Below are 20,601 nucleotides of genomic sequence, written 5' to 3' on the forward strand. Positions count from 1 at the left end.
CTATTCTACTGTTACTGATTTAGCAAGATTTCGGGGCTTATCTACATCCAGACCTTTTAGCACTCCCAGATAGTAGGAAAGTAACTGCAACGGAATTACGGAGAGTATAGGTGCAATAATCTCATCTGCCTCCGGCACAATCATGATCTCTTCAGATAATGCTGGTGAGATCACATCTCCCTCGGTAATGACAGAAAATACTCTTCCTTTACGTGCACGGATTTCCTGCATATTACTGACGATCTTTTCGTGATAAGCATCTTTAGTAGCTACAAATACGACAGGAAGGTGTTCATCTACCAATGCTATCGGTCCATGCTTCATTTCTGCTGCAGGGTACCCTTCTGCATGCAGATAGGTGATCTCCTTTAGTTTTAATGCGCCTTCGAGCGCTATTGGAAAATTGTATCCGCGTCCCAGGTATAAAAAGCCTTTAGCCGAAGTGAGTTTTTCGGCCAGACGTTCTATGTCGGTATGGTTCTTCAGCACATCACTGACTTTCTGCGGAACAGCATTCAATTCTATAAGCAGCTTCGCAAACCGTTCATCAGTGATTGTCCCTTTTATTTTAGCAATCTTGAGTGCCATCATCGTGAGCACGGTAAGTTGTGCTGTAAAAGCTTTTGTACTGGCTACACCAATCTCCGGACCGGCATGGGTATACGCTCCTGCGTGTGATGCTCTTGCGATCGATGACCCTACTACGTTAACTACACCCAGGATAATCGCTCCTTTGGATTTGGCTGTTTCTATAGCGACCAGCGTATCGGCGGTCTCGCCACTTTGCGAGATAGCAATAATAACATCTCCCGGATTGATAATGGGATTTCGGTACCTGAATTCTGAAGCATATTCGACTTCAACATTTATCCGGCAGAGTTCTTCAATAATATATTCAGCAACCAGCCCCGCATGCCAGCTGGTACCACAGGCTAATATAATAATACGGGGGGCCCGGCTCAGTGCCTCTGCCTGTTCCTCGATCCCTTTCATATGAATATCCATCTGTACCAGATCCAGACGACCTCTCAGGCAATCGTAGATCGTTTGCGGCTGCTCAAAGATTTCTTTGATCATAAAATGTTCGAATCCACCTTTTTCTATAGCCGAAAGTTCCAGATCAAGTTTTTGTACATATGGCGTGATCCGCTCATTGCCCAGATTTTTGAGGATCAGTTCGTCCGGTCTTACAATGGCAAGTTCATAGTCGTTGATGTAAACCACTTCTTTGGTGTACTCCAACATCGGAGAAGCATCGGATGCCAGATAATGTGCGCCTTTGCCAATACCTATAACCAGAGGACTTCCCTTACGGGCTGCGATAATCGTATTGGGGTCATCCTCATCGATGACGAGAATCACATATGCACCTACTACTCTTTTCAGCGCTATACGAATGGCTTCTTCCAGAGAACATTCGTTATTGATCCGGATATCTTCGATAAAATTGAGCAATACTTCTGAATCGGTATCACTATGAAATTCATAGCCCTTTTTGATCAGTTCAGATTTGATCTGCGCATAATTTTCAATAATCCCGTTATGCACCAAAGCTAGTTTTCCTGAAGAGGACACATGGGGATGTGAATTTCGGTCTGACGGCTCACCATGGGTTGCCCAACGGGTATGCCCTATTCCGATCGTGCCGCTGATATCTTTACCAAGTGCCTCTTCTTCGAGTTCGGCTACTTTTCCTTTTTTCTTATACACCCCCAGCTTTGTTTGCTGGTGCAGTGCAATTCCGGCGCTGTCATAACCTCGGTATTCCAGTCGCTTCAGCCCTTTAATAATAATGGGGTAGGCATGCTGATCGCCTACGTATCCTACAATTCCACACATAAATTGATTAATATTCTCATAAAGTCTGCCCAAAAATATAAAATTCACGCAATCGATTGCTTAACATTAACAACTTTAATAAACTTTTAACGGATTGCTTTAAATTAACGCACTTTTAGGGTGCAGAAAAGTGTAACAAGGAGGGTAAACAGAATATAAAAACACCGTGTAGAGTAGGCTTATTCCGGATAAAACCAAGCTAAAAAAATTGTAAAAAGTGATTTTGCCTTATAGAAAGATAAATTAAAAAAATCCAATAATCGCACTTCTCATTTGCGAACACCATTATCTTTGACACAGAAAAAATAATTGACACCTGTTTCTTCTCCCTAGTAACAATTATTTTGAGTTTCTGAGCATAGGAATGTACGGAAATACCAAAAAAAAAGCAGTAGAAAAATAATATATCTCATGGCTTTATTTATATTTCATTTTTTACGAATTCATGTAAAAAAACTTATTCTAAAGATCATCCATTTTAAAACTGTTTTCAAAAAACCTTACAGTAGATTGATCTTCTAAATTTTGACTTCCCCCCCAAATAATATCTTCACCATTAAACTGAAAGATATCATACAAGGACATCTTTTCACCCTGTTCCTTTTTACGGATCCAGGCCTTATAAACAGCAGCCATTTTCTTTATACTCTTTACATCATTATAAGCGATATGAACTTCCTGTCTTTTATTGTATAAAATAGGATAGGTAGACATAAAACAGGTATGATCCCCAAATATCATCCAGTTGATTAAAAACATGGTCTCTACTGCAATGCTGTATTTCTTTTCTGTTGAAAAGCGATCTGCAGTTCTGGGAATTCCTACTCTGGGAAAAACGGCTTTTACAGACTTACTGCAAAGGGAATAATCATCAAAATACTTACTTAGCTTCTTTAATATTCTGACCCTGTCCTTTAAATCAAAATTTCGAAGAAAATAGAACCAACTTTCATAATCCCCAGGTTTTGTCTCATAACTCTTCCCGTCTTTGATCACCTTCAAACGAAGCAAGTAACCATCATAATCCAGGTGGCTCTTCTCCCTGGTAACAAATATTTTGAGTTTCTGAGCATAGGAATGTATGGAAATACCAAAAAGCAGTAGAAAAATAATATATCTCATGGCTTTATCTTTGTTTCATTTTTTACGAATTCATGTAAAAAAAACTTATTCTAAAAATCATCCATTTTAAAACTTTTTTCAAAAGCAGTAATTGTTGACTCTTTTTCTAAATTTTCACTTCCCCCCCAGATAATATCTTCACCATTAAACTGAAATATATCATACAAGGACATCTTTTCACCCTGTTCCTTTTTACGGATCCAGGCCTTATATACAGCTGCCATTTTCTTTATACTCTTTACATCATTATAAGCGATATGAAACTTCCAGTTTTTTGTTGTATAAAACAGGATAGGTAGACATAAAACAGGTAAGATCGCCAAATATCATCCAGTTGATTAAAAACATAGCCTCTACAGCAATACTGTATTTCTTTTCTGTTGTGAAAAGCGATCTGCAGTTCTGGGAATTCCTACTCCCGGAAATACGGGCTCTACAGCCTTACTGCAAAGGGAATAATCATCAAAATATTTACTTAGCTTCTTTAATATTCTGACCCTGTCCTTTAAATCAAAATTATTAAGAAAATAAAACCAACTATAATAATCTCCAGGTTTTGTCTCATAACTCTTCCCGTCTTTGATCACCTTTAAACCGAGAAGGTAACCATCATAATCCAGCTGTTTCTTCTCCTTGGTAACAAAGATTTTAATCTGAGCGTAGGAATGTACGGAAATACCAAAAAGCAGTAGAAAAATAATATATTTCATGGCTTTATCTTTGTTTCATTTTTTACGAATTCATGTAAAAAAATTTATTCTAAAAATTGTGCATTTTAAAGCTATTTTCAAATAGCCTCTTCGCAGATGGGTCTTCTAAATTTTGACTTCCTCCCCAGATAATATCTTCACCATTAAACTGAAAGATATCATACAAGGACATTTTTTCACCTTGCTCCTTTTTACGGATCCAGGCCTTATATACAGCAGCCATTTTCTTTATACTCTTTACATCATTATAAGCGATATGAACTTCCAGTTTTTTATTGTATAAAACAGGATAGGTAGATATAAAGCAGGCATGATCCCCGAATATCATCCAGTTGATTAAAAACATAGCCTCTACTGCAATGCTGTATTTTTTTCTGTTAAAATGCGATCAGCAGTCATAGGAATTCCTACTCTCGGAAAAACAGCTTTTACAGCCTTACTGCAAAGGGAATAATCATCAAAATACTTGCTTAGCTTCTTTAATATTCTGACCCTGTCCTTTAAATCAAAATTCCGAAGAAAATAGAACCAACTTTCATAATCCCCAGGTTTTGTCTCATAACTCTTCCCGTCTTTGATCACTTTTAAACGGAGCAGGTAACCATCATAATCCAGGTGGCTTTTCTCCTTGGTAACAAATATTTTGAGTTTCTGAGCATAGGAATGTACGGAAATACCAAAAAGCAGTAGAAAAATAATATATCTCATGGCTTTATCTTTGTTTTATTTTTTACGAATCCAGGTAAAAAAACTTATTCTAAAAATCATCCATTTTAAAACTGTCTTCAAATAGTCTCTTTGCAGATGGGTCTTCTAAATTTTGACTTCCCCCCCAGATAATATCTTCATCATTAAACTGAAATATATCATACAAGGACATCTTTTCGCCCTGTTCCTTTTTACGGATCCAGGCCTTATATACAGCAGCCATTTTCTTTATACTCTTTACATCATTATAGGCAATATGAACTTCCTGTCTTTTATTGTATAAAATAGGATAGGTAGACATAAAACAGGCATGATCGCCAAATATCATCCAGTTGATTAGAAACATTGCCTCTACAGCAATGCTGTATTTCTTTTCTGTTGAAAACCGATCTGCAGTCATAGGAATTCCTACTCCCGGAAATACGGGCTCCACAGCCTTACTGCAAAGGGAATAATCATCAAAATACTTGCTTAGCTTCTTTAGTATTCTGACCCTGTCCTTTAACTCAAAGTTATTAAGGAAATAAAACCAACTATAGTAATCTCCAGGCTTTGTCTCATAACTCTTTCCGTCTTTGATCACCTTTAGACAGAGCAGGTAACCGTCATAATCCATCTGTTTTTTCTCCTTGGTAACAAAGATTTTAAGCTGAGCATAGGAATGGACCGAAATACCAAAAAACAGTAGAAAAATAATATATCTCATCTTAATTTTATTTATGGTTGATTATTTAGGAATCCGTTAATAATCCGCAATAACTCATCCAGATTTAAATCATTGTAATTCATCCCGTTTATACTTACATTATAGTTTACCCCGGTATAGTTTTTAGTAGGACGGTTATCCTTATAGGGATAAAATTCACCTTTAGCAAATGAAGAAAAATCTCTAGCTGTAGCGGCTCCTTCAAATGAAAGAGGCTCAGACACCGGCTTATCATATACAGGACCCCAATAGCCATGCTTTGCCTGCCAGGAATTATTTTTTTTCCGAAAGATATGTCTTAAAGGCATAAAGACTCCATCCTGAGCATTACGGGCGGTAATATGTGTCCCGTCCGTAGCGTAATCTACCATAATCCCTTCTTCTTCCAGAATTCTTTTGAGAAATACAGATGCATTTTCCTGACTCCCGTTAACAGTACTTCTGGTTACACCGTCTGCATTATCGTATACATCATATACAGGCATATAAAATTCGCCATCTGTGAGCACAAAACCATAACAATTTGTAGACAGATCTACCTCGTACCCGGGAGGAGGAGTTCTGTCTGCTTTATTTTCACTGACCAATTTCCAGACTTCTACTTCAGTTCCCTTATTCGTCTTGATGGTAAAGGCCATATATTGTGCCCCTGAGTGGGTCGCAGTCCTTATAATCTGTCGGCCGTTCTGATCAAGTTTGGGAGTAGCAATTATTTTGCCGTCCTTGTCTACAATAAAATTACCGTCTTTATCGATAAACTTTAGAGGATTTGCCAGTGCATAACTGTAAGGAGAGACCTCTCTGTAGACTTCACTTAACTTATCCACCACTTTCCATCTTGCGATTACCGGATCATAGAATCTGGCTCCGTAGTCCAGCTGTCCGTCCAGCTCTTCCTGTTTCTCCTTTCCATTATAAAGATACTTATTATTGCCGGACACCGGGCTTGATTTCTGTAATCCAAACGGAAAGTAATCATCACGTTGTAAAACTTCTACATTGTTATTTGCAGGATTACGATAGACTGTTGCCCTCACATTACCAAGATAATCGGTCAGATTGTATCTGTAACTATAAGTACCATCAGCTTTCCGTATGGCGACACCTTCTCCTGTATGAATAAGATCGATGACACCGTTCTGATATTCTATACCTGCTATATAATCGCGTTGTCCGCTCTCACCGGACGTTTTACGAAGCTTACCTCCCATAGCATTGTACTGATATGTAACGGATTTGTTTCCCTGCATGACTTGCAGGGGTAGATTAAGAAAATTATATGTATACTGCATATTGTTACGGTCCGACGTAACATTACCATTGGCATCATAACTATATCCGCCTGTAACCAGGCCCGATACCAGATCCAGTTTATTTCCTGTATAGCTGTAATGGATCGGAGAATCATTACGGATTAATTTCAGAATATTACCCATATTATCATATTCCATCCGTTCTTTCATACCTGAGGGACTACTCCCCTCTTTCAGACGATTGAGCTGATCATAACTATAGACAAAATATTCATTTAGAGATAAACGCTGTCCCCATAGCTGCTCTGACACATTCCCATTCCACTGCGGGATTGCTCCCTTTGCAGTTGCCTGATAACTCAGTTGCTGACTAAAGTAATCCGAACGGCCTGATGTCAGCCATCCCCGTTCATTATAATCATATGCAGTAGTATTCACCGGATTATTGCCTGACACATCGGCTCCTACAGCCTTAGTTTTCAGCTGACCGATTTCATTGTAGCTATTGGAAAGTAAAGTGACTTCATCCTGATTATTAATTCTTTGCTTCATAAAGGATAGCCGTCCTGTATGATCATATTCATTTGTTGTAGCAATAGTGGTGGTCTGGCCATTAGCGGTATGTCTGCGGATACTGGATTCCAGTTCACCGGCAAAATTGTAAGTATTGTCTACAATATCTGTTCCACCGATATGATTCTGACTTTTACTCTGCACCACTTGTCCTTTCAGATCATAATAATTCACAGTCAACAACATCTCCTGCGTGCCTATGGTCCTTACTTTTGTTGCAGTAAGCAAGGTTTTCACCTGTCCGTCAGCAGCCTGGTTGCCTGTCGGATTACCAAATATATTTCCCGGGAAATCATACCGGTCATAATAATGTATAAGTTGGGAAGACGTCAAATTCATCGGGAAGATGTCATTGGTATAACCTTCACCTGAAGATGTCGGGATTTCCCATAACCGTCCTACTGACTGTCCGTTGCTGTTGACCTGATTGCTAAGCGCCGCTGCATTCTCCGTACTGCTATATATCCCACTCATAATCACACGGCCGAATGCATCATACTTGGTGAACAGCCATTCGCCGGCTGCTGTCCGGTTGGGATCACGGCTCAGAACCACCTGATCATTATTATTATATACAAACTCTTCCTTGCCTTTACCGGGAATATGTTTCTCTACTACACGCTGAAGTTCATCATACTTATACCCATAGATATAGTTCCTGAAATCTGAACTGGCTTCTGTAAAACTACCTGATGTGACAGCAGGTGGAACTACATATCGCAGATTTCCTAAATAATCATACACATAATAGGTATTTAATGCATATTCCTGTTGCGTCTGCTCATTGATATTCCACATTCGCTTTAATACGGTTCTGTCTTCAAAATCCTTAAATTCTTCTACAGTGCCAGCTTTTCCGCTGGTCCAGTTTTCATCTTTAATAATTGTCTTATATAATCTACCCGGCATGTAATACTCCGATGAAGCTCCGTCTCCATTAGTGTTAAGCGTCCACAATCTGACTTCTGAATCAGTATTGGTTCCATAATCTGTACGGACGACATGCCCATTATTTATTTGCCAGGCATCTCCGGGAGCTCCCTGAGCCCGCACACGACTTAAAGGACTATTCTCAAATAAAGTTTCTGAAAAGGGTACTGCAGTCTTTGTCACTGCTGCATCCCACCCCTGCGAAGGGCTGTAGTAATTTTGCACATCTATTCCAGCTGTTGATTTATAGTTTCCGTATATATTACCCGAAGCAGCATAAGGCAGATACTTTTTACGCTCCCGCCCAAACTCATCGTATTCTACATACTGAACTATGTCTTTGTGGGAAGGTGAAGCCATGACTTGTACAGCCTGCGTCAGACGTCCTAATCCATCAAAGTACTGTACGCTTTGGTTTTCCTCTTCCACTGTCCGCGACTCAGAAAGGTTAGCTAACGTTACCCCTGCTTTTCGGAAGGTACGGGTCAGGATATAATTCTGATTACCGCTTGGCTGTGTCTGTAAAGCGGGATGCTGTTGCAGGCTGCTGCTGGTATAAATCCGTACCGTACTGCCCGGAGGTATATGAAACCCCGGCTTCAGTGTGACACTTCCTTTTGCACGGATCTGCCCCTGCCCCTTATAACTATCCAGCGTCAGATCTGTATTTTGTGCCTCAACAGTCGATAGTGTGAAGAGGGCTAATAAGGTTAATAGAGTTGATAAGGTTGATATGGCGGATAAAAACTGTCTTTTCATGATCTCCGGGGTTTAGTTATAAAACTAGTATTTAGCTTTTTATACTCTATTGGCTACTTGTTATAATTGATATTAAGGTAAACCGGGCTCCCTGTAGACCAGGGCGGATTACCACTACCATTCCATTTGATGTGCAGTCTCGGAGAAGCTCCGTATCTGACCTCACACAGCCAGTTCCCGGAGATGAAAGACCTGTTTGCCGCTGGCATATAAGCATCATTGCTGAAAGCTCCTACATACACAAATCCACCGTAACCTAACACTGGCTGGGAGAGGATTCTGAGATTCAGACTACCTGAAACTCTTCCTCCGGACAAAGAGAAATTGCTGCTTATATGTTCAAACTCTGAAGAAGTATAGAACTCAGAAACAGGAGCAACAACCTGAGGAGATTCATCATCCATAGTAATCGTATAATCCTGACCCGGCACTAGCCACGCAGCTTCCATAGGAACTTCCAGAATCTTTCCTGTATTTCCGCTTGTTCCATCGGATATCTTCCATAATGGCCCGACAGGTCCCAGTTGATATTGATAGTTCACGGCCGGACGGTAATCCGGAAACATCGGTCTGTATGCCATCGAGCTGAACTTAAGAAGCAGATTTCCGGATAAAAGATTGGCTACAGGTACATTCAGCCTGGCTGTTTCCGTAGCATTATCCGGAAATTTGGAAGTCGAGATGATCTCACCTGTCACCTTGTGAAGTACTGTCGCATAGCTCAGGTTTGAACCTCCGGTTACTGAACGTAGTCTGAGTGTGAGCATATCAGCTGTTATAGAAAGATTACAATCAACCTGATCGCCTTTATAGTTATAACAAAATGTTTTTATCAGATTGCCTTGATGATCTCTGATAGCCATCAGTCTTCCTGATCCGTCATAATCATAATATTCCGTCTGTCCTCTTGAATCGGTCTTACTGTTCATACCTACCAAAGGAATATGACTATACGATTTGATTGCTGCATTTGGAAATACACTTTTCAGAGGCGCAAGAAATTGTTCAATTGAATTTTTGTCCGGATTTGGCAAATTGGTAAAAGCTGTAATATTTCCGATGCCTAAGACATTGGAAAAAGAAGCGTAATCTATATTTTGTACTTCAGCTACCGGATATTGATTACTGTAAGACCAGAGATATACTGTTTTTATTCCATCTCTTCGATGTTGTTCCAGAATATTTGAATTACTGTCATAAATATCAAATTTCAGTTCAGATCTGTACCTTGCATCCTTTACAAACAACCCGTATCCGTTGACAGATGTCCGTATAAACTCAGTTAACGGAATAGGATTACTTAATGCAAGAACATAAATTTCATCAGGAACGCTCTGATTTGCTTTGTATGTTCTTAATGTACCAGCTGTTATATAATCTACATTATTGATTCTACGAACTGTAAGTTCTTCAACAGGGACATTTATATTGGCATTTTTCAATTGCTTTAGCCCCATTGCAGCATTATCATTAGCTATAGTCAGATTGTCGTAATCAAAGACATATTTTACCAGGTTTGAGATTCTTGCCCCGTCACTATTATCCTGATATGTGACAACAGGAGACTGATGTCTTGCAGAATTATATTCCTGTGTCTGACTTTGTACTACTGAAACTCCTGTTTCATTCAATTTCTTTGTACTCGATAAAGGTTTATAATCTTCACTTATAAAAGTAACCAATGCTGTTCTGTAGGTATTCTGCAGAAGATTAACCGGACAATAAATATCATAGGCCACTTTGAGTCCGTTAACATGAGAGCCGCTGTAGTTCGCATAATATGAATACTTATTTTCCTGCTTGGGTACAGATTGTGTCTCCTCATAGATTTTTTCTGTGTGCAAGGTCCCTGCACGCCACGAAGTATTAGCGGGAGCGACATAAGGCATCGTATAATTTCCACCAATATTTTCAGAGAAATTAAGTTTCTTTTCTACCTTTCCTAATGTCCCCAAAGCATCGTTATATTCTGTGACAAGTCCGTATTCAATAGTAGCGCCTGCGACAGGCTGTACATTTTCTTCATTGACAGTATATAAAAATCCACAACTTGCACAACCAACAGCTGAACCATAGGGTGGCAGCCTATCCGAGACGGAATTTGTCACAGTCATATAATTTGGTGTATTTTTAATGCTTACATTATGGAGACTATCATTATAATGATATCTTTTCACCAATGGTAATGCATTTACATCCGATTTTGTAGTAATGCGGAATACTCTTCCTCCTCCAACCGGGTAAAGATTAGTCGTTATATTATCTTCCTTTCCGGTAATATTAAAGCCTGCATATAAATAATAAGTCCCACCTGTCCCTGGTTCATAGTAAGATCCAGTAACAGTATAATAATACGTCCCGGCTCCTAAAAATATAACTTCATCACTAATGCATTGTCTGGCTGGAAAATCACATTTATTTGTAATTTGGTTTAACATATTTATCGAATTAGAATTGCTTCCCGTAAACCTAATTTCCGGATGGCTGTATAAATAATCCGGAGAAAGTATTCTGTAAGAGGAAAACCTGTAGTATCCGCCACCTTGCGGGATAGTAAAACTCCCTGTAACAGTAGTCCCATCTATCACGTCAGCACCAGCAATGTTTTTTGTGTATTGTGTAGATGTGTTATAAGGAAGCATCCAGGGTGAAAACACAGCATTGTTGTAATTTTGAAATAAAAACTGATTTTGTTCATATTCAAATTCTGAAATACCTCCTGTAGGGTACTCCACAGCCTTTAGCATACCTATTTTAGCAAATTTAAAATTACTTGTTCTTTCTGCAGCAGGAGTAAGAAAACCCATGGCTCTAGAACTGTTGGTTATCAGGGAAGTGTAATCTGCTTTAGGAATATTATTACCTGAATATGCTCCGTTATAATATCCCCAATGATCTTTGGCTTTTGAAAAAAAATCCGGAAATCCGTCATTAGAACCATAGTATTCGAAATTCCATTTTTTTGATTGTTGTCCTGTTCCCATCTGGCTTATTCCATTAAGCCTGAGACGACTTCCGGAAGCGAAATACCCTATATTGAATTTATACTCTTGTATTTTTCCAATTCCATTATAAACGGAAAATCCGGTAAGAAAAGGCGCTATACTATTGGGGTCAATTTTTCGAAGATCTTCCCTCGGGCTTAACGAATAATCAAATTTAATATGCCCCATCGGGAAATCAATCCTGTCAGGAAGCATATAGGTTATTCGCGTCATTGCTACATTTTGACCGATAGAACTTTGCGGGCCACAGTCAATTGCATCACTATACATTACAAAATCTGTGGACTTGGAGTATTGTAAGGCATAGCTTTTATAAGTAAAACTTGCTACTTTATTATCAGCTGTAATAATCTTTGTGACATAATAGGCACCTCCGCCCTGACTGTCAGAAGATACACTGATAGGATTGACTACATCATTCGATTCAAAAGCTTCAAAAAAGAATGTATTTCCCTGCTGATCAATAATTTTAAATCCTAAAGCTGTTCTGGAAATCCTGATATCTGATTTAGGATTAGTTCGGGTAGAAGATTCATTTAAAAAAATAAAAGATCCGCTTTGATTAGAAAAATTGTATATATATTCATCATATTCGGAATCTATATTCCCTGCAATAATATCTTCCATATAGTAAAACGTCTCCTGAGCACCCATTTGGTTAGCAAAATAACGGTCTAAAGAATATTTACCATGTGGAAACATGCCCTTTTGGGAATCAAAGTCATATATACCATTCCTGCGCATAACTATATATCCACCTGTCCAGAGATTCCAACCTAACCCAACCCACGATGGAATTTCATCAACCTTCAGCCCGTTATTGTTATATTTCAAAGAAAGCGGAATCGTTACATTGCCGACCTTTATATCATATAGAGGTATCTGAAGATCCAAAGTCCCTGTTCCTAAACCAACCGGAATTTCCTTAAACTTTTCAAATCCTGCTACATTCGGAGATTTTGAAGTTACCTGAAAAAGTTTAACATCCTGAGCGGATGCAATATTGACAATAAGTAAAAGCAGAGTACTTATGCATATACATAAAAAATTCATAATGATCGATTCTTGGTTAATTGGCCTCTATAAATCATCTCTTTGCAACATCCAAAAGAATTAAAGAAAGAGCACAGATTTAAACAATATTTATAGCAAATATTGCAAATATTTTTCGAATAAAAATATTTATTGTAAAATAATTTTAAAATAAAAGACTAAAAATTCTTTGGAAAACAAAAAAAATCAATAAAAGAATTAAAAAAACCTTATTTAAAGAAGATTATTAAAGAATAAAAACAAGATTTTAAATTTTAAATATCTGCACAATAAATAAAACATCTTACCTTACCACCCGAAACTCCAGTTCTGTCTGGATAGTGGCTGCATCCTGATCATAACGTGAATCCTTAGTTTTGAGGATTACTCTTGACAGCAGTCCCAGCTCAGGAAGGGCTTCCAGTGCTTGTATCTGCTGCACCAGTCCTTTGTATGTTCCGCTCACCATAATGGTTTTGCGAAGCGCTAAAGTGTCAGCATCATTACTACGCTTTCCAGAAGAGGCATTATTATATGAAAGGTTGATTGCGGGGTCGGTCATACCTTTACTGGCATTCATTATAAAATTATCATTCCATTGTAAAGAGTCTTTACGGTATCTGGAAACTAAACTATCCAGTACCCGGCTTTTGACAATCATATTTTTGCTTCCCTTACTATTATCCGTCCCTGTTCCGATCTGTTGCTCCAGACGGTTGTTCAGGGAATACGCATCCCATGTCTTGCTAAAAGCAAAGATCCAGCAGATAACAAACACTACTGCCGCAACAGTATATAGCAGCTTATTTTTCTTATGGTAAGATAGCTTATTCCACATGATCGTTAAACTGAATCTGTAAAGTAAATAATGGGTCCTGTACCTGATCCTGACCTGCTCCGAATTGCTCAATAGAGACCTTTTCTATCCATCCTTTCCGCTCGAGATGCCGGATCCAGGCATTTAGTTGCGACAGTGACAGACATTGTCCTTTTATGAGTATACGCTGGTACAGATTTATATCTTTTATTTCATTTTTACTGTCAGACGCCGGGTTAATGGCTATACCGGAGATAATGATTGCAGAAAATCCCTGCAGAGACTGCCCTATCTGATCCAGCAGCCAGGATTGGCGCACCCCTCCGTTCCATCCCAGCGCTTTTATTTGCTGTTCCTGTACTTCTATTCTTTTTTGCAGCTTATTGATATCCGTCACTGTACTTTGCTGAGCTGTAACCTGTGATTCGAGTTCCTGATTACGCCCGTAATAATAAGAGAAAACAACAGCATTCAATGCCAGTAAGGTAAAAAGTATGCCGGTAATAAGTAACAGATTTTTATTAAATCTGATTTTTTCCCGTAGTTCAATGTAATCTGAATTTACAGAATCTACGGATACAGCATGATCTTCTTCCAGATAATCATACATCAGACAGGAGAAACCTGCTGCATAGGCTCCCAGAAATCGCTGATCGATAACCTGTGTTCCTATCTTTGTTGTATATTTTTCGATAGCATCTCTGGAGTAGCTGTAAGAAAGCCATTCTTTGGTTTCTTTATCAATCTGAATCGTATGCCCGTCGACTATATAGTGCCCGTTATATTTGTTGATCTGCGACAGAACAGCGTTATATAAAAAAGGCCCAATGTAAAGCTGCACAACAGTATTGCCGGATGCGGTGATTTCTTCGATCAACTGATCTACCACATTCCTGCGTACCAATGCAACCCAGCTCATATGCTGTCCCTGATGTATAGAATAATAAAAGGATTCTTCTGAAAAATTAGGAAAGATCTCCACTATCTGTGCTGTGCCTATTTCGCTTGTATAATTCACCTCCTTGACAAGCACCTGCTTACCTCCAACCTGCAAAGCTATCGGCAACTTAGGCTCCAGCTTCTTTGAAAGCTCCTGCCAACCGGCAGCCATGCCTGTCTCTGCTATATTGAGTGTATCTTTTTCTAACTGTAGTCTGCAATACTCCAGACGCACCTGATCTCCCTCACGTGCATAAGTGATGCCATAGCAGGATTGGATCTGATAGAATTGTCGGATAAATGCAGGTAAACTCACTGTTTTTAATAAATAATTGTCGGTTTGATAAATACTACAGAAACAACTTTATTAGTGGTTTTCTCACGGCTGCTGAACAGCCATTTTAGTACGGGAATACGCGAAAGCAAAGGCACACCACTGCCACTGCTGCTATTCTCCGTACGCTCTATACCTCCCAACACAATCATATCTTCATTCCTGGCCCGTATAATAGATTCAAACTTGCTTGTGGATGTAGGTGGTGGCTGTCCATCCTTTACAGTTCCCACAAAGTCAGAAATATCAACTGTAATTTTAAGTGTAATCTGATCATCTCCGGATATAACAGGCTTAATATCAATATTCATATTGGCCTCCACCGGTGTAAATTGTTCTGTAGTGACCGTTGTTGTCTGTAAAGAAGGAATTACATTTTGAGTGGTGGTTTTGTAATATCGTTTGCTACCTATACTGAGTTTTGCCTGATGCCCATTGAGTGTAGACAACTTGGGAATGGAACGCATCTCTACATTTTTATTAGCTTCGAGTGCACTTAATGTCACATAAAAATTGGGGGTGACCCTCCCCAGATTAAAGGCATTATTTTTTCCCAGAAAGGATAAGAACCTGTTAATAGAACCCGCACCAAAAGTAAAATCTAGTGCCGGAAATAAAGAACCACCAGTTTGCGGAATGGAATCTGCTACACCCATTTTTATTCCCGTCTTCACTGTATTACCTTTATTAATATCCAGTAAGGTCACTTCTATCAGTACCATCGGTACGATCTTGTCCAGTTTGTGGATGTACGCTTCGATCTCTGTAATCTGGGGAGAGGAACCTGAAAGCAGTAACATATTCTGCTCTCTGAATTCTTTAATTTCCACATCTCTTTTCCATTCCATAGGAATCATAGTCATCATCGTATCAATAGAACGATGCTGCAACTGAATAATCTTACTTGTACGCAATCCTTCATTCTTACGGTTGCCGATCAGATAGATTCCATTGTCTATCCTGTACGTATAGGGAGTACCCTGAAAAATGGAGCTCAAAAACTGATCAAAGCTGATATTTTTAACATTTGTGGTGATATTACCATCAAGCTGACTGTAAAGGAAGTAATCGACATTGGCATCTTCAGAAGCACGTTTTATCAGTTCACCAATAGGAGTATTGGCAGCTTGAATAGTAAACAGTTTGCCTTTGTCTCCATTGCTTTTACCGTATACCGCATAGTTATTTCCCCCCGTATTACCACCTCCCATACCATTTATGCCTCCTGCACCCTGAATCTGTTGCGCTCCCGGTCTGAACCGTATATCCGTCTGACGGTCATCATTGATAAATACTTCTTCGCCAGGTATCAGATTTTCTAATACGTAGACATTATCATTGGTCTTTTTATACTTAAGACTATTGGCATACGCCAGTTTTTCAACTGCAGTCTCAAAAGGTGCTTCAGCCATATACCCTGACACCAGCTTACCATTGAGACTGACAGGCACAATGACATTTTTATTTGAAATCGCACTGATCTTCTGTGCTACCCGGGTAAGGGTATCATTCTGCAGATTGTAGGTCAGTGCCCCGTTGTTTACATTATACGAAATATCGGGGTCCTTGACCTTATAGACAGGTCTGGCGCCCGGTAATTTGCTAATAGACATAATGCTTCCGATCACATTAATATCCAGTTGATATGTTTTAGACAGAAATAATAAAACATTGAGTGCTGTTTCATCTCTGAAATTATTCACAATATTAAAATTCAGAGTGGGATCTACATTGATATTTAAATCATTAGCTTGTGCCAATGCTCTTAAAAACTCCTGCACCGAAACTCCGGAAACGGAAAGTTTTACTTTTTTCTGCAGTCCGGGAACTGTAGTTGCTAATGCATAAAGCCGCTCTTCCACCCGTCTGTAACTCTCTTCGGGCTGCTGGGCATGACAGACACAAGAGAATCCGGAACAAAAAAGTATAAATAAGATAAAAATCCGAATGGACATAGTCGTTAATAATTAAATAATAATGGATATATTTCTTCTATCGTAGTTTCCTGCTGAGCAAAAAGTTCAAATGCATTTTCTCCTAATGTCTTTATTTTTCTGATTTTCAATTCATCTTCCACCTGTGTATTACCTTTCTTGATTTCTTCCGCCAATCCCTGATCCAAAGGAATAATTTCATAGACAGCTTTACGTCCTTTAAATCCCGTATAATAGCAGTCCGGACACCCTGTTGCTACAGCATGCTGTGTCAATGTGTAATAGGGCACAAACTGCTTCGGATAGATTGCTGTATCCAATACCTGTATCTTTTTACACTTCGGACATAATGTACGCACCAGACGTTGTGCTACAGATGTGTTGAGGGTATTGGCGATCAAAAAATTGGGAATCCCCATATCCATCAGACGGGATATCGTACCCCAGGCGGAATTGGTATGGATAGTGGACAGAACAAGGTGGCCTGTAAGCGCAGCCCGGATAGCCATATTTGCGGTATCGGGATCACGAATCTCTCCCACCATAATAATATCAGGATCCTGCCTCAGGAATGTGCGTAGCGCAGCACCAAAGGTCAATCCTATATTCTCTTTTAACTGCACCTGGTTGATTCCTTCCAGTGTATATTCAATCGGATCTTCTATCGTCAGTATATTGGTAGTTGTTTTATTCAGATGTTTGAGTGTGGCATACAACGTTGTGGTCTTACCGGATCCGGTAGGTCCGCTGATCAGCAGGATACCATTCGGTTTTTTAATACCGTGAAGATAGTTTTCGAGATCTTCAGGAGACATTCCCAATGAATCGATATGGATATTTGCAGCATTGTTATTCAGAAGACGGAGTACGACTTTCTCTCCATGCAGTGTAGGCAATACGGAGACACGGATATCAAATTGCTCTTTTCCCTTAGTATAATGTATCCTTCCGTCCTGAGGAAGTCTTTTTTCGGCTATATCCATATTGGACAGAATTTTGATCTTATTGATCAGCGCAGGATAATCTGTTTTAGATAACACATATCGCTCGACCATCATCCCGTCTATTCTGACCCGGACTCTCCCCTTCTGTTCATAACTTTCTATATGGATATCACTGCTTTTGAGCTGTCTGGCTTCCTGAATCAGATTGTCCAGAAAATCATGATCAAAAGAAAGTGAACGGATTATTCTTTGTTCTTCAGATTTATGCTCACCAAAATAATAGGTGTTCAGCAATAATTCGATCTGTTCCGTATCACAGGCCGTCAGTTCAAATCCGGAATCAAACAGCATATCCAGCTCATTCCGCAGACCATCTTCATCTATCGCTTTATCATATAGAAAACTGAGTACCCCATTTTCTTTGCCAACAGGTATAATCCTGTAATGCCAGGCTGCACTCCTTTGAATACTATTCAGCAACTCGGAAGATAAATTACGTCCTTCTAATAAAAGAGTATTATCCTTTTCAATCGACATTCGGTTAATAAAAATTCGGTAAAATTATTTCTCTTAAAGATAGATAATTAAAATGCTCCAATACAAATAATATCAAAAATAAAACGGACTGCCATCCCGCTAAAGGCACCGTAATTTCTTTTTTAGTTCCCATCCTCAGCAAAAGGCTCATTACTAATGCAAAAGCCAAACTCAGTACAAAAAACATAAAATATCCCCATACAGTAAAATATACGGCAATGGCTATAAAAAACACAACATCTCCCCACCCCAGTACAGTATCAAATATCCACTGCCAATGACCATTTTTGACACGGAAGTAAAGTTGCAGGACCAGGAGTTGCAAACCTATAAAAACCAGATTCAACGTACTGTAAAGGAAGACCTCACTCCATCCGTAATTGCGAATACTTATTGCAGATAATCCCAGAAAAAGTAAAGGAAAAAAATACCAGGTAACTCCCCTGTATCTGAAATCCTGATAAGCAATTAGGACTAAAATCAATACAACACAGATTTTCAGCCACATAGACTAATCCGGAGTTACTTCCCGCAGATTTTTGTCCTGATCGATTTCCCACACATTAAAGGTACCGTCACCATCAAAATCCACTACAGCAGTAGCTTTAGCTATAAACGAATTTTGATCGGCTTTGACGATCTCAATCCGATAATTTGCTTTTCCGTCCTTACCGTCCGTACTTAGCTTTTCCTGAACAAATCCGAGTTCTTCCAGATTTCCACTGTATTTGGATTTTTCATAGAAATAGTTTTGTTGTAAGGTCTGCACATGCTGTAATTGCATTTTGGCTTCCGTACTCTTCGCCTTTGTAATCAATGGCAATAAATTGGGCAATGCCAACAAGATCAAAATCCCTATAATTACCAATACAACAAGTATCTCTGTCAGGGTATATGCTTTTAATCTACGCTGGTTAATAATCTTCATAACGGTTATTTCAAAATTTAGACGAAAGGTAATAAAATATTCGGGTTCAAAAAAATAATCAATGCGATTAATTATGTTTCAAAACATTAGAAAGTAAGAAAAAAGATAAGCATAGCATACTCTCTAAATATACACATACCGCCATTAAGCCGGTCAGAAGCTAAAAATTTCACTAAAATTATATCCATTGAGCATAAATATCCATGAGGATTTGCATAAGATACAACCAAATGAATAAAAATATAAATTTTATTTCACATATATTTCTAAAATTTCAAATTATAAGGTATATTTACACATAAAAGAAAATAAGAATCACCAAACTAAATTACCAATCTACATGTACTGTATCAGATTTATTATTTTACTATTATGTTTAGGCATTACAGCTCTCTCCAAAGCACAGGTATATAATGACATCGCACGCTACGCAATTTACGGAACACCTCAGTATGGAGTAAAAATCCAGACCAATATTCCGTTTACCGTCTCAGCAGATATGCCTACTATTAATCTGATTGGCTATAGCTATGGCGCAAAAGCCCCAATGAGTCTGCAGATCACTTTTTACATCTGGCATGATAACAATGTACTCTATTTTTATCAACCGGTAATTTCCTCTTCAGGAGCATATACGCCTAGAATCCTATTAGCGAATGAAGGAGGAAAAGTAGTTATTTTTATTGATGATAAAGTATATTTTCAACGGTTCTATGTAAATGCCTTCTCCGGTTACAATCAACCTTCTTATTATCAAGGATGGTCAATTATTGATGCACCCTTGACGGGTACAGATATTGCTGAATTTTCGTACACAAACAGGTTTAAAGGAGATATTTATCTTTCCGGTAATGGGATCTGGAACAGTCAGGGTAATGTGGGAATCGGAACGATTTCTCCACAGGAAAAACTCTCTGTCAACGGAAAAATAAGAGCCCATGAAATTAAAGTAGAAACCGCCAACTGGCCGGATTATGTATTCGCAAAGGACTACAAGCTTATGGAACTCGATGAACTGGCCGCGTATATCCGGGAAAAGGGCCACCTCCCAAAAATCCCCAAAGCCGAAGAAATAGAAAAAAATGGTGTCGCACTGGGGGAAATAAATCGAACACTGGTAGAAAAAGTAGAAGAACTGACACTCTATCTTATAAAATATGCGGAAGAGGTAAAAGAACTGAAAAAAGAAATTCATGAACTGAAGAAGTAAGGATCGCAGTTCTACAATCAGAGAGTTTGTTAACAGATTTTGTCTGTGCGAAAAAGTGTTTCTAAATTTCACATCTGTAAGAGCGTAGAATATCTACCCTAATTGTGAAATTGAAGAAGCAAATCCTGCATCAGTTACATTGTTTTACATAGAGCTTTCATAGCTTCAAGAAAGTGAGTTCCACACTATACCCCTGAATAATAAGAACGTCTTGTCAGCTTCATTTCAAAGGCAACCGAATGCAAACGCAACTGTCGATATAACATTTTTTAAATTTAGGCTCGTAGGTAAATTTGTTTCTTCAACAATTTTTAAATCACC

16 protein-coding genes are annotated in these 20,601 nt (G+C 38.8%); 1 reads left to right on the forward strand and 15 read right to left on the reverse strand.

The annotated features are described in order from the left end of the window. The 15 genes from glmS to HMPREF0766_RS20275 all read right to left on the reverse strand — a co-directional run bounded on the left by glmS (position 1) and on the right by HMPREF0766_RS20275 (position 19,070). On the reverse strand, positions 1–1,839 hold the full coding sequence (gene glmS / locus HMPREF0766_RS20205; RefSeq protein ID WP_037460966.1) for a glutamine--fructose-6-phosphate transaminase (isomerizing): 1,839 nt from the start codon (positions 1,837–1,839) through the stop codon (positions 1–3). A 462-nt stretch (positions 1,840–2,301) separates the two neighbouring features. After that, positions 2,302–2,961: a hypothetical protein gene (locus tag HMPREF0766_RS20210; protein WP_003001569.1), complete on the reverse strand. Its 660-nt coding sequence runs from the start codon at positions 2,959–2,961 to the stop codon at positions 2,302–2,304. A gap of 50 nt (positions 2,962–3,011) precedes the next feature. Beyond that, positions 3,012–3,185 carry a hypothetical protein gene (locus tag HMPREF0766_RS22615; protein WP_236590448.1) on the reverse strand — a complete coding sequence of 58 codons (174 nt, stop codon included), beginning with the start codon at positions 3,183–3,185 and terminating at the stop codon, positions 3,012–3,014. Between the two features lie 129 nt (positions 3,186–3,314). Then, positions 3,315–3,671, reverse strand: a complete 357-nt coding sequence (locus tag HMPREF0766_RS22620) for a hypothetical protein (RefSeq protein WP_003001573.1) — start codon at positions 3,669–3,671, stop codon at positions 3,315–3,317. Between the two features lie 49 nt (positions 3,672–3,720). Further along, a complete protein-coding gene (locus HMPREF0766_RS22625) occupies positions 3,721–4,017 on the reverse strand; it encodes a hypothetical protein (protein WP_003001575.1) in 297 nt (98 codons plus the stop codon). Between the two features lie 5 nt (positions 4,018–4,022). Next, the gene (locus HMPREF0766_RS22630; protein WP_003001577.1) at positions 4,023–4,379 is read right to left on the reverse strand and encodes a hypothetical protein; all 357 of its coding nucleotides are present in this window, start codon (positions 4,377–4,379) and stop codon (positions 4,023–4,025) included. A gap of 49 nt (positions 4,380–4,428) precedes the next feature. Beyond that, positions 4,429–5,085, reverse strand: a complete 657-nt coding sequence (locus HMPREF0766_RS20235) for a hypothetical protein (RefSeq protein WP_003001578.1) — start codon at positions 5,083–5,085, stop codon at positions 4,429–4,431. Between the two features lie 11 nt (positions 5,086–5,096). Continuing rightward, positions 5,097–8,600, reverse strand: a complete 3,504-nt coding sequence (locus HMPREF0766_RS20240) for a DUF6443 domain-containing protein (RefSeq protein ID WP_003001579.1) — start codon at positions 8,598–8,600, stop codon at positions 5,097–5,099. A gap of 53 nt (positions 8,601–8,653) precedes the next feature. Beyond that, on the reverse strand, positions 8,654–12,658 hold the full coding sequence (locus tag HMPREF0766_RS20245; protein WP_003001580.1) for a hypothetical protein: 4,005 nt from the start codon (positions 12,656–12,658) through the stop codon (positions 8,654–8,656). A 283-nt stretch (positions 12,659–12,941) separates the two neighbouring features. Continuing rightward, complete coding sequence (locus HMPREF0766_RS20250; protein WP_003001581.1) at positions 12,942–13,475, reverse strand: hypothetical protein; 534 nt, start codon at positions 13,473–13,475, stop codon at positions 12,942–12,944. After that, on the reverse strand, positions 13,465–14,709 hold the full coding sequence (locus tag HMPREF0766_RS20255; RefSeq protein WP_003001582.1) for a hypothetical protein: 1,245 nt from the start codon (positions 14,707–14,709) through the stop codon (positions 13,465–13,467). The genes HMPREF0766_RS20250 and HMPREF0766_RS20255 overlap by 11 nt, the downstream gene beginning before the upstream one ends. A 5-nt stretch (positions 14,710–14,714) precedes the next feature. After that, a complete protein-coding gene (locus tag HMPREF0766_RS20260; RefSeq protein ID WP_037460969.1) occupies positions 14,715–16,682 on the reverse strand; it encodes a secretin and TonB N-terminal domain-containing protein in 1,968 nt (655 codons plus the stop codon). Positions 16,683–16,687: 5 nt separating this feature from the next. Continuing rightward, complete coding sequence (locus tag HMPREF0766_RS20265) at positions 16,688–18,142, reverse strand: GspE/PulE family protein (RefSeq protein ID WP_003001584.1); 1,455 nt, start codon at positions 18,140–18,142, stop codon at positions 16,688–16,690. Positions 18,143–18,146: 4 nt separating this feature from the next. After that, positions 18,147–18,626, reverse strand: coding sequence for a hypothetical protein (locus HMPREF0766_RS20270; RefSeq protein WP_138944214.1), 480 nt, complete (start codon positions 18,624–18,626; stop codon positions 18,147–18,149). A gap of 27 nt (positions 18,627–18,653) precedes the next feature. Further along, on the reverse strand, positions 18,654–19,070 hold the full coding sequence (locus tag HMPREF0766_RS20275) for a type IV pilin protein (RefSeq protein WP_003001586.1): 417 nt from the start codon (positions 19,068–19,070) through the stop codon (positions 18,654–18,656). Positions 19,071–19,410: 340 nt separating this feature from the next. Here HMPREF0766_RS20275 and HMPREF0766_RS21995 point away from each other — a divergent pair, with 340 nt between their 5' ends. Further along, positions 19,411–20,280, forward strand: coding sequence for a hypothetical protein (locus HMPREF0766_RS21995; protein WP_003001587.1), 870 nt, complete (start codon positions 19,411–19,413; stop codon positions 20,278–20,280). Positions 20,281–20,601: the final 321 nt, after the last annotated feature.

Source organism: Sphingobacterium spiritivorum ATCC 33861 (assembly GCF_000143765.1).
In the GTDB taxonomy this organism is placed as follows: Bacteria; Bacteroidota; Bacteroidia; order Sphingobacteriales; family Sphingobacteriaceae; genus Sphingobacterium; species Sphingobacterium spiritivorum.